The sequence below is a fragment of the Paenibacillus sp. ALJ109b genome, from assembly GCF_010747435.1.
Taxonomy (GTDB): Bacteria; Bacillota; Bacilli; order Paenibacillales; family Paenibacillaceae; genus Paenibacillus; species Paenibacillus taichungensis.
This window is the reverse complement of the sequence record NZ_JAAIFP010000013.1, coordinates 25533-39750: the sequence shown is the minus strand read 5'-3', so window position 1 is coordinate 39750 and position 14218 is coordinate 25533. Positions and strand designations below refer to the sequence as shown.

The window sequence follows — 14218 nt, the reverse complement described above, 5'->3', positions numbered from 1 at the left end:
ACCTCCCAACTATGACTATATCCATCCAGACATCATTTAAAATGATATCCAATCCATTAACAATCATTATACAGTATGGCTGCTTCGAGCTACAATCGGGGTAGATCAGAACACAGCAACTTCCTATTCGCTGAGTTCACTTAAGGAGTGTTAATGATGATGAACTGGACGAACACCGTAGCTTTGGTAACCGGAGGTGGTACAGGTATAGGCCGAGCTACTAGTATACTGCTCGCTAATCATGGAGCCACCGTCGCCGTTAATTACTCTCGTTCCCAGGATGAGGCCGAAGAGACTGTACAACATATTCTGAATGCGGGAGGTCATGCTTTTGCAGTCCGGGCCAATGTTGCTTCCGATGTCGAGGTTCGTCAAATGGTGTCCTTTATCACTGAAAAAGTTGGACCTGTGACCGCACTCGTAAATAACGCCAGCATTACGCATCATATCCCAATGAAGGATCTGGAATCCGTAACGGATGACATATGGAATGAACTATATGTCGTTAATGTTAAAGGCATGTTTTACTGCGCACGAGCTGTAGCGAAAGGAATGCACCAAGCAGGCCAAGGCGCAATTGTTAACCTTGGCAGTATAGCTGGCAGCACAGGATCTGGGTCATCCCTTCCTTATGCAGTTTCCAAGGCAGCAGTACACGGTTTGACGAAGTCTTTGGCTCACTCGCTATCCCCCGATATTCGGGTTAACGCCATCATTCCGGGTGCAGTCGCGACCCGTTGGTGGGCAGGAAAGGAAGAACAGATGCATCGTCTGGGCGGTGAGTTATTGTTGCAGCGAATAGCGGCAAGCGAAGACATTGCACATATGATATGCACCGCGCTAGAGCAACCATCCATGACCGGACAACTGATTACAGTAGATAGCGGTCAGACGTTATGAACACGGGAAGTAAAAGGGAGGAAGCCTGATGAAGCCTTTAAAATATACGTTCCTGATCCTCGTGACCACGCTCATCATGGGAACCTCGTTTCCCGTAGGCAAAATCGGTATGATGTATGCTCCTCCCTTTTTGTTAATGGCAATTCGCTATATATTGGCAGGAGCATTACTAGCGTGGATCATCAGAAAACGTCCCATGCCTGTGGGGTGGAAACAGTGGATGCAAATCACCGTAATCGGTCTGTTCCAGTCGGCGGGAGTGATGGGCTGTGCCTACTACAGCATGAACTGGATTAGTTCGGGAGAATCTGCCATTATCACGTTTACGAATCCTTTGCTTGTCATCATCCTGAGTGCTGCTCTATATGGTATGTCCTATCGTTTTAGCCAGTGGACCGGTGTGGTTCTCGGATTTGTCGGAGTGGCGTTAACCTTTGGATTCCATCTGAGTATGAGTCCTGGAACGTGGATTGGCTTTGGCGGCGCTGTCTTCTTTGCTGTATCTACGTTGCTCATTAAACGCTGGGGAACTGCTCATGATACATTTGTACTTACCGCTTACCAAATGCTCGCTGGAGGCGCAGTACTGCTTCTACTGAGTGTGTTTACAGAGCAGCCTCATTTTATCCTAAATACAACATCCATCGTTGTCCTGATATGGCTGACCATTTTCTGTTCCATCATTCAGTTCACCCTCTGGTTTTATTTGCTGCAAAACACAGATCCGGCCAAAACCAGTTCCTTTCTTTTTCTGGCGCCGCTGTTTGGACTGCTATCGAGCTTCGTTTTGTTGGAAGAGCATGTCGGCTGGATTGTGGGTGCAGGCGGTCTAATGATCTGCCTGGGCATTTTCCTGGTTAACCGTCATCCCGCCAGTCATAAGTCAGTTCTAGATAAACCGGATTTGACCCAACGCACACCTGCAAGTTGACCAGTAGAAGAATAACAGCGAAACTTTAGGTGAGCCACTCGATAATAATACTCATCTGAAAAGTACAAAAAAGAGCATGGTGCTTTAACAGCGCCATGCTCTTTCTATATTAATGCTATGTTCTCAACAAGGATTCACTCTGCCTCGCTGTCAGGCCAACCCTGAATGGCAACAGACTCGCCTTCCGGATTGTGGGTTGCAGCAGCATAGTCTGGCAATGGGCCGTCGTGGAATAACCACAGTTCGTGCAACGCCCGTGTACAGCCAACGTATAACAGCTTCGCATCACCCGCATTGGGCAAATAGTGTTTCTCATCACTATCCGCTACGATAACTGCATCAAACTCCAACCCTTTCGACAAATAGACAGGTAAAACGGAGTGACCGCCTGTGTACTGTTTTTTGCCGCCGTCAATCAAGTTCAGATCCCAGCCTGCCGCTTGGAGCTTCTGATGAAGCTCCTTCGCCTCATGCAGGGTTCGGGTCAGAATGGAAACTGTACGATAGTCTTTGACCGTTAAGAGCTTCAGAGCCTGTTCAAGGCTCGCTGTGCGCCCTTCTACCCCATAGGACAATGTCCGCACGGGATCACCACTCCGGAATACAGGAATCGCCGTAATGCCGCTCTTGACGCCCCGCTCCAGAATCGTATTGGCGTAATCGATAATTTCCATCGTCGAGCGATAACTCCGGGTCAATGCAAAGTATGCATTCTGCTCCTCAGGAAACAGGGAACTCATCTCTTCCCACGCATGAACACCACGATACTCATGAATACCTTGGGACAGATCGCCCAGTATGGTGAAGGAATGCCCTTTGACAAACTGATCCAATAACGCCACATGAAAAGGAGAAAAGTCCTGCGCTTCATCAATGACGACGTGATCGAAGCGCTCGGAGCCGTCAATATCATGAACCAAGGTATGAATGTACACCAATGCAGGCAAATCCTCTTCACGGATGATATCCTGCTTCAGATCCGCTGCCGTTTGCTTCATTACTAATTTGGGAATTAGCCCGCTGAGCGAGGCAGGTACCGAACCGCCTTTAACAACCTTGAACAGCTGTTTGTAAAGCGTAAGTGGTTCATATTGAGGCCATTTTTTGGCGTAAGCCTTCTCACGGGTTGCCGCTTTCTTTTTACGTTCTTTGCGAACGGCTTCTGGGCAAGGTTTCTTGAGTTCCATCTCAATCCAGCGGTGAATACGCGCCATAACCCGCTCTTTGCGTTTGGCCAGCGGATAATGTTTGTACTCTTCCCCAAACCAGTTCTCAATCTCGGCTTTGCTGAGCACTGCACCATCCCATGGACTGAAGTCCATATCTGGTACGGATTCTTCTTCCATCCCGGACAGCCACTCCCGGATCAGTTCCATGAAGCGGATCGAGCCTTTGTAACGCCCTGGCACATCATCATTGAGCTCAGGACGTGCATCCGGCGTTTCAAACCAGGTGTTCAGTGTCTCCGACGTGTCTGCCAAAGGAAAATCTAGTCCCAGCAGGTTCATTGCCCAATCCGGGAATGTACGCTGCTGAATGTCCCCTACACCGAGCTCCGGGAGTACATCCGATATGTAATCCAGGAACATATGGTTGGGTGCGAAAATAACCATTTTCTCCGCAGATACCTGCTCCTTGTACTGATACAGCAAGAAGGCAAGGCGATGCAGTGCGACGGTTGTTTTACCCGAACCGGCCACACCCTGAATAATCAATGCGGTGTTTCTTGCCGCACGAATGATCTGATCCTGCTCTGCCTGAATAGTGGATACGATATCACGAAGTTTGTTGTCTTTGTTCTCACCCAATCGATATACAAGGAATTCATCCGATACGGCTGGCTGGTCACTGTCGCGATTGTACGTATCTGCCACACGTTCCAATATACGCTGCCGAATGACAACGTTTCGTTTCAGATAAACCAGGCCCTCAATGAGTCCTTCTGGGGCTTCATACGTTGCGGAGGCTTCCCCTCCGGTAAATGAGTAAAACAGGCTTGCGACAGGAGCACGCCAATCGATGACGAGCGGATGCTCTCCCACCTCTTCGCGGTCTACGCCGATTTTGCCAATATACAGCGGTTTCCGTGCACCACTGCCCTGTTCTTCGAAATCCAAGCGTCCGAAATAGGGTTGCTGCGCGCTCTTGGACAAGGCGGTGCGGCGTTCTTCACGTCCGGCCTCCAGCACTTGCTCTGTGAAGTCGTGGCCGGTATATACCGGAATGTTCTGCAGCCGTTCCAGCTGACTGTCCACTTCCTTCATCGTTCGCTCTAACCTGTACTCTTCTTCTTGATAGGCACTTTGAAAGCTGTCTGACATGTTTCAGTTACCTCCTAAGAATATGTTTTTCTGCATAGTCAATCACTGACGACACAAAAGGATACCCACTATATCATATTGATGTACAAAAAGCTACAGTAACCCGGATAGCCAAATGAAAGAAACCGCTGTTCCTGTTCGCAAAGAACAGATGAACAACGGTCATCCCTTCACATCATTCCGGCTCTGAATCTGGCTTCCCATCCTGTGCTACAAACTGTTTCTGTGCCAGTTCACGGTATACCCGATGGTTGCTAATTAGCTCCGCATGTGTTCCGGTTCCCGTCACATGTCCCTGCTCCAGCACAACAATCTGATCAGAATCGACGACGGTGGACAATCGGTGTGCAATGACTACCGTCGTTCGTCCTTCCATCAGATTGGACAGGGCTTGCTGCACTTCATGTTCGGAGGTGCTGTCCAGACTGGACGTCGCTTCATCCAGCATCAGAATATCCGGGCTGCGCAGCAGCGCACGAGCAATAGCGATCCGTTGGCGTTGACCACCGGATAGCTTGATCCCGCGTTCTCCCACTTCCGTATCGTAGCCCTGAGGCAGTTTATCAATAAAAGCTGAGGAATACGCCATTTCTGCCGCCTGTCTAATTTCATCCATACTCGCCTCACGGCCTAGCCCGTATGTCATGTTTTCCTTAATCGTGCCCGCCATCAGAGGGCTCTCCTGTGATACATATCCAATCTTGCTTCGCCAAGAGGCTAATGAATAATCGGTTATGGCTTGTCCGCCATACGATATACTGCCCGACTCTGGAAGATAGAACTGCTCCAACAGGGAGAACAGCGTTGATTTCCCACTGCCACTTGGCCCAACAATGGCCGTTACTTTACGGGCTGGAACAGTCAGATTAATCCCATGCAGTACCTCTTCCCCTGTTACATAAGAGAAGTGCAAGTTGTTAAATGTAATCGTCTCATTGCCCTTGGGAGCAATTGCTGTGCTATGACGAGGTTCTTCTTCATGTGCCAGAATAGCCTGAATACGTTCTGTCGCACCGACAACCTTTTGCAGACGTGAATACAGTGTCGTAAATTGGCCCATTGGCATAATCACCTGGAACAACAACAGAATGAAGGCGACCAGTTCACCCGGAGACAGCAAGCCAGAAGCCACCCGCATACCGCCAACACCCAGAATTACAACTAGTACAGCCGTCATGACAAACGTAAAGAGTGGACCAATCAACGCCAAAATCCGAGCTTCCTGTAGTCCAAAAGCAAACATCTTCCCAATGCGGGAATCACCTGCTTCCGCCTCCTGTTTCTCTGTACCATAAGCTTTCACCAAACGAATCTCGCCAATGACTTGGCTGAGCACCGAAGTAAGCCCTGCCATTTCGTCCTGCTGCTTTTTGGAGATTTTGTACATTTTACGACCAACAGGCAGCAGGATCAGCAGCGTTAGCGGCACCAGACTCAGAATAATGAGTGACATGACCCAATCCAGATAGAAAAGCAACGCTACCCCGCCCACAACCGCAACGATATTGGATACAAAAGAGACGAGATAATCCGCAATTAGCGTCATAATCTGACTTGTATCATTCGTGATTCGACTCATCGTATCACCCGTACGATTCCGGTCGAAATATGGCATCGGCAAGGATAACACCTTGTTCCACAGCTTTGTTCGCAGTGTCGCAACCACCCGTTGACCTGCATAGTTCAACATATAGATGCTGATGCCTGAAGCGATGGCCTGTATAACAAATGCCCCCAGCAGCATGAAAATAACGGACTTGTTCAGTGCAGACATCGTAAGCCCATCAATCAGGCCTTTGGTCATCAGCGGGACAATTAGTCCGGCTGTCGTCTGAATAAGTGTCAGGATCAACGCTATGATTAGAATTAGCTTCGGTGGATTTGTGGCAGCAATCAGCTTCACAAAATCCTTGAATCCTTTTTTTTCTATTTTCGATTCAGCTTGACCTGTCTGTTGTTGCTCTTCCATTACCGTTCCCCCGTTCTCCCCTTGTTCACCAGAGATCATACGTATGAACTTACATTACGTTTCCTGTCTTTTACAATAACCCATGCAGCACAAAATTGGCCAAAAACAGGATGGCAATGCCGTACATGACTTTAGGTACCTGTTTGCCCTGACCCGCCGCCAGCTTCGCCACCGGATACGCAATGAATCCAAATGCCATACCGTCCACGATGCTATACGTAAATGGAATCATGACCATGATCAGAAAAGCCGGAAAAGCTTCCGTGAAATCACTGAAATCCATATCCTTGACACTTTGTACCATCAAGCCGCCAATAATGATCAATATCGGTGCAATAGCACTGTCTGGAATATAACCCAACAGTGGAATAAAGAAGAACGTTGCACCAAATAGCACTGCGGTAACCAGTGGAGTCAAGCCTGTACGCCCACCTGCCGCTATACCCGCTGTTGTCTCCGCCGCAGCTACAGGAGGACTGCTTCCGAATACACCCGCCAATACGGTACTGATGGATAATGCACGTAAGCTCCCCTTGAACCGCTGGGGACGACCAATAAGATGAGTCTGAGCCGTAATCAGTCCAATATTTTCAAATACAACAATTAGCAGCAACAGGAATACTGCAATCCAGAACGCCAAATCCGCCAGCTTCACCAAAGAAAGCTCTCCAAACAAGCCGCCATATTGACGTAATGCTTCTAGAGCTGACACCGGCTCACCGGGATTTACGGCACCGAGTACATATGCAAGACCTGTGCCTGCAAGAATGCTAATTAGGAGTCCGCCCTGTACATTGCGTATAAATAAAATCAAGGCGATCACAAGAGTAACACAGGCAGTGATCACTCCAGGATCATTAAAATGTCCGATCGCCACAAACGTGGTCTGGTGTGCGATGACGATTCCGCTTTTTTGCAGACCGATGAACGTCAGGAACAAACCAATCCCCACCGTAATGCCATGCTGCAGGTTTTTCGGAATGGCCTCACTAATCATTTTATATAACGATGTAAAAGCTACGACTGCAAACAGCACACCGGTGACAGATACAACCGCCAAGGCTTCCTGCCAGCTCAATTTCATCGAATGTACGAGTGTATAAGTGAAAAATGCATTGATGCCCATGCCAGGTACAACGATAATCGGCGACTTACCACCAAATGCCATCAGCAAACAACCTGCAATGGACGTCAGCAGAGTACCCACCATAGCCGCCTGTAGCGGCATTCCAGCATCAGCCAGAATTGTTGCATTGACCATTACGATATATACCACGGCAAAATAGGAAATGGCTCCCGCCACAATTTCCTTTTTCCACTGGTCCCCCGGCTCCATGCCAAGACGTCTGGTCATCCATCCTTGTTTCATTCGTTCCGTCCCCCTCTCTCGATGTAAGCCGAACAAAAGTATTTACACTCTACCACTGCACGGACAGAACAACCTTCCGATCGCTGTTATCCCCAGATTTTTTGTTTTATGTTTTTAAAGTTAAATCCGGTGATAGCGTATGCTTCCGATGCAGCTTTCTTTCAAAAAGCTTTTAGGCGCACGCTTCGCTTCTCCAGGTTTTTTCTGCCCTCTTCGTTCTTGTGTAAATCTTACATTCATCTTAGATAGCTGCGATTTCTCTATGTATTTACCATCATTCGCACAGCACCACATATCATACACGCTTTTGGGATTGAAGTACATCACGTAACCCTGACATTTGTTAAGGTTTTGCGCATGCAAAAAAAGCGCAGGTACCTTGTCGGCACCTACGCTTTTCATTCACAACAGATTACTGCTGCTTATTCTCTGCAATTTCGATCAGTTCCTTGACGGCCACACTCACCATGATCAGTCCGGCTACCGGAGGAACAAAGGCGTTACTCGCTGGCGGCTGTTTGGCCTTGCGAATTTCCGGCGCATTCTCAGGAACGATTTTTTGCGTTACATCTGCGCGCGGTTTCAATGGTTCTTCGGTGGAGAAGACCACTTTCACACCTTTTTTGATGCCTTCTTTCCGCAGTTTTGTGCGGACAACACGGGCAATCGGGTCCATGGTCGTTTTCGAAATATCCGCAACCTGGAATTTCGTCGGGTCCATTTTGTTTGCCGCACCCATGCTGGAGATCACCGGAATCTTCCGTTTCAGGCATTCCTTGATGAGATGGATTTTGTAAATAATCGTGTCCGAAGCATCCAACACATAATCCAGCTCATACTTGAACAATTCCTCATACGTTTCTTCCGTGTAAAACATATTCAGTGCAATCGCGTCGCACTCAGGATTGATGAGCTTCACCCGTTCCACCATCAGGTCTGCTTTTTTCTGACCAACGGTCGTGGTCAAAGCATGAATCTGACGATTGATATTGGTGATGTCCACTACGTCTTTATCAATCAAAATGATACGGCCAACACCGCTACGGGCGAGAGCTTCCACTGCAATACCGCCCACGCCGCCGATGCCGAGCACAGCTACTGTACTATTTTTCAAAGCGTTCAGACCTTCAGGTCCAATTGCCAATTCTGTTCTTGAAAATTGATGGAGCATTGAGAATCGATGCCTCCTTTATTTCTTTTCCGCCACCGGTTTACGGGCTACGCGGATGTGAAGTTGTTCCAATTGGGAGTTATCCACTTCAGAAGGTGCATTCATGAGCAGATCCGTTGCACTTGCCGTTTTCGGGAAGGCAATCGTTTCACGCAGATTCGTGCGACCTGCCAGCAGCATCACCAGACGGTCGAGACCAAAAGCGATTCCGCCGTGTGGTGGCGTTCCATATTCAAATGCTTCGAGCAGATATCCGAATTTCTCGTTGGCTACTTCCGGAGAAAGTCCCAGAGCAGCAAACATTTTTTCTTGAACATCACGTTTGTAGATACGCATTGAACCGCCGCCCACTTCATAACCATTCAGAACGAGGTCATAGGCTTGAGCGCGAATTGCACCCGGATCTGTGTCAAACAGATGTACATCTTCGTCTTTTGGACGTGTGAATGGATGGTGTTCTGCTACATAACGTTTGGCATCTTCATCGTAACCGAGCAATGGGAAGTCCACAACCCATGCAAATTTGAATTTGCTGTCATCGATCAAGCCCAGTTGACGACCAATTTTCAGACGAAGTGCGCCCAGTACATCTGCAACCACTTTTTTGGTGTCAGCAGAGAAGAGCAACAAGTCGCCTTCTTCAGCACCAGTACGTTCTTTGACTGCTTCGATCTCTTCTGGCGTAAAGAACTTCACGATTGGCCCTTTGAACTCGCCATCTTTTACTTGAATCCATGCCAATCCTTTTGCACCGTAACGCGCTGCGAATGGTCCGAGGTCATCGATTTCTTTACGGCTCCATGTACCACAGCCTTTGGCGTTCAAAACTTTCACTTCTCCACCTTTTTCGATGACAGAAGCAAATACTTTCACACCACTGTTTGCTACGATATCGTTCATTTCAACCAGTTCCATGCCAAAACGCAGATCCGGTTTGTCTGAACCGTATTTACCCATTGCATCTGCATACGTAATCCGTTGGAAAGGCAGTTCCAGCTCAATACCTTTCGTTTCACGCAGCAATTTGGCCATCAGTTCTTCCATCATTGGCAGCAGGTCATCCTGTTGCAGGAAGGAAGTCTCGATGTCGACTTGGGTGAATTCCGGTTGACGGTCCGCACGCAAATCTTCATCACGGAAACAACGAGCGATCTGATAGTAACGCTCAAGTCCGCCGACCATCAGCAATTGTTTGTAAATTTGCGGTGATTGCGGCAGGGCGAAGAATTCACCTTCATGCACACGGCTTGGTACGAGATAATCACGTGCACCTTCCGGGGAGCTCTTGGTCAGGATTGGTGTTTCTACTTCAACGAATTCTTCTCCATCCAGATAATCACGGAACACTTTGGATGCTTTGGAACGCAATTTCAATGTTTCAAACATTTCCGGACGACGCAAGTCCAGGTAACGATATTTCAAACGAAGGGACTCGTCGACTTCCACACCATCTTCGATGAAGAATGGAGGAGTTTTTGCCGCGTTCAGTACTTCAATCTCGGTAATTTGCACTTCGATTTCGCCTGTAGGCAAGTTTTTGTTTACGGTCTCTTCGTCACGTTTAACCACTTTACCAGTTACTGCGATAACATACTCGCTCCGCACTCTGTCAGCGATTTGCAATGCTTCGCCAGAGTAAGCCGGGTTGAAAACAACTTGTACAATTCCGCTGCGGTCACGCAGATCGATAAACAGTACGCCCCCCAGGTCACGGCGGGTCTGTACCCAGCCGTTCAATGTTACAGTCTCACCGATGTGTGCGGGTGTTAATGCGCCGCAATGATGACTTCTTTTCATAACCAAACTCCTCTTATGTGAATTTCCGTTCTGTATGGGCGGGCTGAGCCCGCTTTTCAACAGTGCGGTTGCGTGAAGACGATTTTATTCGAAAAGGCATGTTACCTCGAACTCGCCAACTTCCGATTAATCGGAAACATTGGTGAACCTCAGTAATTTTGCCGGATCAATTGTTGCTATTTTACAGTTTCAAACTCGTGCTTATTTACTTCCGCGTATAGCTGATACCAGATCATCCAGCTTCACGGTTTGTTGTTCACCTGTATCCATGGACTTCAGGGCAATTTCCCCGCGCTCCAGCTCATCATCACCCAGAATGGCAGTGTAACGTGCTTTGAAACGGTCAGCAGATTTCATCTGGGCTTTCATCTTGCGACCGAGATAGTCGCGTTCACCAGACAGACCGGATTGACGAAGCTTAAACAGCTGACGGTTGACTTCACGATCGGCAGCTTCACCGAGAGCAACAAAATATACATCCAGTGGAGCGAGGGAACTAACATCAATGTTCTGGTGTTCCAGAATCAGTTGAATACGCTCCAGACCGATACCGAAACCTATACCAGGCTGATCTGGTCCACCGATATCTCCAACGAGGCCGTTGTATCTGCCACCACCGCCGACTGTATCAATTGCGCCAATACCTTGGGCTTTCAGTTCAAAAGCAGTCAATGTGTAGTAATCCAAGCCGCGTACCAGACGATTGTTCACCGCGTAATCTACGCCAAAATCATCCAGATACTCTTTCAGTTTGGCAAAGTGGTTCAATGATTCTTCATCCAGACTATCCAGTATGGACGGTGCCCCTACGAATTTGTCCTGATCAACTTTGCAGTCGAGCACACGCAGCGGATTACGTTCCATCCGGGATTGGCAGTCCTTGCACAGGCTGTCCTTCATCGGTCTGAGGAATCCAAGCAATTTTTCGCGATATTCTGCACGGCTAGTTGGGTTACCCACCGAGTTGATCTCGACTTTGACATCTTTCAATCCCAGTTCTACACACAGTTGATACCCAAGCGCAATGACTTCAGCATCAATCGCTGGATCAAGGGCTCCGATAGCTTCTACACCGAACTGGTGGAACTGACGCTGGCGACCTGCTTGCGGACGTTCATAACGGAACATCGGACCGATGTAATAGAGCTTGCTCACATCCGGTTCGCCATAAATTTTATTTTCCACATAAGCGCGGACAACCCCCGCTGTACCCTCCGGACGAAGGGTCATGCTGCGGTCGCCTTTATCATTGAAGGTGTACATTTCTTTTTCAACAATATCAGTTGTTTCCCCAACGCCACGTACAAATAAAGAAGTCTGTTCGAAGATCGGTGTGCGAATCTCGCGGTAATTAAAACGGCGACACAGATCACGTGCTTTTTCCTCTACGAACTGCCACTTTTCCACAACACCAGGCAGCAAGTCCTGCGTTCCAGTCGGTTTTTGAAAAGCCATCTTTCATCCCTCCAGCATCTATTTTTCTCTGTATAATAAGTTGTTCCAGGACTGTTACACCTGCCTACTCCGATTGCAGTACCATCTTCCGATCGCTGTTATCCCCAGATTTTTTAATTCAATTTTCAATGGGGAAATCCGGGGATAGCATATGCTTCCGAAGCAGCTTTCTTTCAGAAAGCTTTTAGCCGAACGCTTCGCTTCTACAGATTGGTTCTGCAATCTCCGTTATGGTATAAATGTTAGGATCAACTTATATAACAAAAAAATCCCTCGCCCTGTCGCTGTATACACAGCAGACAAAGGGACGAGGGATTGTGTTTACACATTCACCCGTGGTACCACCCACATTCCGGAATCCCTGACACTTTCGCCGTTCAGGTGATGTGATGATCTAAGGTTGCTCCAGGCAATCCGATCAAACAAATCATTCCGCTCTACGTATAACGCACGTCCTGCGCAGGCCAGCTAATGACCATCAGATGTAAATCTAATGTGTTCGCTGTCTGTTCTCGGGGAAGTCATTCGTCCGCTCATCAAGAGAATCCTTACAGCCAAGGGATTCCTCTCTGTTCATGTGGGCACGGAGTACTTGGTCCCGTCATCAAATCATCAAGTTATATGATTACATGTTATTATATAACGTTTAAAGTTAATTTATTTTCTGATTGTAATGAACCGCAGTGCTAAAGTCAAGGGTTAACATAAAAAGATAGCATTAGAAAAAAATTTCACACGCCGTACGGGATGCGGAGTCCACAGAAATCAAAGCTAATAGAAGCTGGATTCATCAAGAATTCCAACTTCTATTGCTTTCTTATATCTCTATTGTTTCAGCATCCACTTCAGCAGATCCGGCACATTCGCCCATAGACGGGAGTGTATAATGACATATTCAATCGCTTCGTCAGAATTGCCCATTCCGACAAAATCAGGTAGGTTATGCGGCAGCCGCTTCAAACCCAGCAGATAATCAGGCACATGTTTGTTCACACCCTGGGCCACACGGTACAGCCTTTTGAGCTGGGAGGTGATTCCGTTCCTCTTATACTCCAGAATGATCTTGTCATAGGCAAAGGCGGCTGTTGCGTCACCTTTCCCATACTTCTCCATCAGTTGCTCTGCCTGCTTCAATTGGTTGCTGTACAAATACACAGCAGCGAGCAGGTAACGCGCTCCGGTATTGTCTTCCGTATTAAGCTCCAAAATATGCTCCAGGATTTGTGCCGCTTCTTTGGTATCTCCGCCAAACCAGCAGGATTCGGCGTAGCTTTTGCATATCCGGATATATGGACGAGTCTCATAAAGCCCCCAGAAGTCCCCCTTGTTCTGCTCAAAAAACAGTTCGCCAAGTTCGCGTTCGCCAGCAGCGATTCCGGCCTTGAGGAAAGCTCGTGCATCATGCTCATTGTCCGACTCCTCAGCCAGAATAAGATACGCATCAGAGCTGTCAGGATACATCTCCAGTACCGTTTCCGCCAGCTGTATTCTGCGTTTGGCAGAACTGGCTTCCATCGCCTTATGTAGCAGAGCTTGCGCTTTGTCCTTCGATGTGCCTGGGCTGTTCAGAATCATCAGCTCGTCCGTTTCGCCACCCATGCCGTATTCTTCGATGTACTCGAACATCTCCTTAACCTTCCGGGAGATCGTTGCTGTTGCTACCTCATATTTAGAGGCCAGCTCAGCCTTTGAGACATTGAATCCGTACTCCTCGGACAGCAAATACTCGATTGCGGCGCAGAACGAGCCTGTCTTCTTCACAGTTGGGTGGGTCTGACGGGAATAGCCATTCCATAGCATCAGAGCTTCCAATATCAGCTCCCGCTCGTATTGGTTCCTCATGTCCTCAATAAGCTGCAGGGCCAGCTGTTCGTGAGCCGGATGCTCCCATTTCAGTTCGCTCGCCACCATCTTTTTCAGCTTGGTCAGGGTCAGCTTGCTCTCAGGCTGAATCGAGGCTTCCTGGACCGGTTGCTCCGTTGATATCAGCCCCAGTATGGATTCTACCGCAGAAGGCTCCTTGCCCAGACAGCATTTCTTATATTTTTTCCCGCTTCCGCACGGGCATAAATCATTTCTTCCAACCTTACTCAAAACTAATTCCCCCTTAAATCTGTCACTAGCCATTTGCATGAGAACACTGTTGCTTTAGCATTATAGGTGTCATTTCTCCTACAAGGCATTCTATATAATTTACAATTTCCAGCATCAAGCAGAAACGGTTGCCCCGCTCTTATATAAGGGCGGGGTCGTTCAGCGAGTATATGTTCATATGGAATTTGGCGATCACTCTGGCGATGAATTC

Annotated in this window: 9 protein-coding genes; 2 read left to right on the top strand and 7 right to left on the bottom strand. The window is 48.1% G+C overall.

All coding sequences use genetic code 11. The features are described 5' to 3' along the window. The first annotated feature begins 159 nt into the window (after positions 1-159). Both G3352_RS14735 and G3352_RS14730 read left to right on the top strand, forming a co-directional pair. Entirely contained in the window at positions 160-900 is a 741-nt protein-coding gene (locus tag G3352_RS14735) for an SDR family NAD(P)-dependent oxidoreductase (RefSeq protein WP_163757519.1), read from the top strand. Positions 901-928: 28 nt separating this feature from the next. Next, complete coding sequence (locus G3352_RS14730; RefSeq protein ID WP_163757517.1) at positions 929-1831, top strand: DMT family transporter; 903 nt, start codon at positions 929-931, stop codon at positions 1829-1831. 134 nt (positions 1832-1965) lie between these two features. On the opposite strand, the gene G3352_RS14725 is transcribed toward G3352_RS14730, so the two are convergent. The 7 genes from G3352_RS14725 to G3352_RS14695 all read right to left on the bottom strand — a co-directional run bounded on the left by G3352_RS14725 (position 1966) and on the right by G3352_RS14695 (position 14007). Continuing rightward, on the bottom strand, positions 1966-4152 hold the full coding sequence (locus tag G3352_RS14725) for a HelD family protein (protein ID WP_163757515.1): 2187 nt from the start codon (positions 4150-4152) through the stop codon (positions 1966-1968). A 175-nt stretch (positions 4153-4327) separates the two neighbouring features. Beyond that, a complete protein-coding gene (locus tag G3352_RS14720; RefSeq protein WP_163757513.1) occupies positions 4328-6121 on the bottom strand; it encodes an ABC transporter ATP-binding protein in 1794 nt (597 codons plus the stop codon). Positions 6122-6191: 70 nt separating this feature from the next. Continuing rightward, a complete protein-coding gene (locus G3352_RS14715; RefSeq protein ID WP_163757511.1) occupies positions 6192-7490 on the bottom strand; it encodes an NCS2 family permease in 1299 nt (432 codons plus the stop codon). Positions 7491-7902: 412 nt separating this feature from the next. Then, complete coding sequence (locus tag G3352_RS14710) at positions 7903-8661, bottom strand: tRNA threonylcarbamoyladenosine dehydratase (protein WP_076287755.1); 759 nt, start codon at positions 8659-8661, stop codon at positions 7903-7905. A gap of 18 nt (positions 8662-8679) precedes the next feature. Continuing rightward, positions 8680-10458 carry an aspartate--tRNA ligase gene (aspS, locus tag G3352_RS14705; protein ID WP_063567716.1) on the bottom strand — a complete coding sequence of 593 codons (1779 nt, stop codon included), beginning with the start codon at positions 10456-10458 and terminating at the stop codon, positions 8680-8682. A gap of 201 nt (positions 10459-10659) precedes the next feature. Then, on the bottom strand, positions 10660-11913 hold the full coding sequence (gene hisS, locus G3352_RS14700) for a histidine--tRNA ligase (protein ID WP_163757509.1): 1254 nt from the start codon (positions 11911-11913) through the stop codon (positions 10660-10662). A gap of 825 nt (positions 11914-12738) precedes the next feature. Beyond that, positions 12739-14007 (bottom strand): tetratricopeptide repeat protein, encoded by a 1269-nt coding sequence (locus tag G3352_RS14695; protein WP_163757507.1) that lies wholly within the window; start codon positions 14005-14007, stop codon positions 12739-12741. Between the last annotated feature and the right edge of the window lie 211 nt (positions 14008-14218).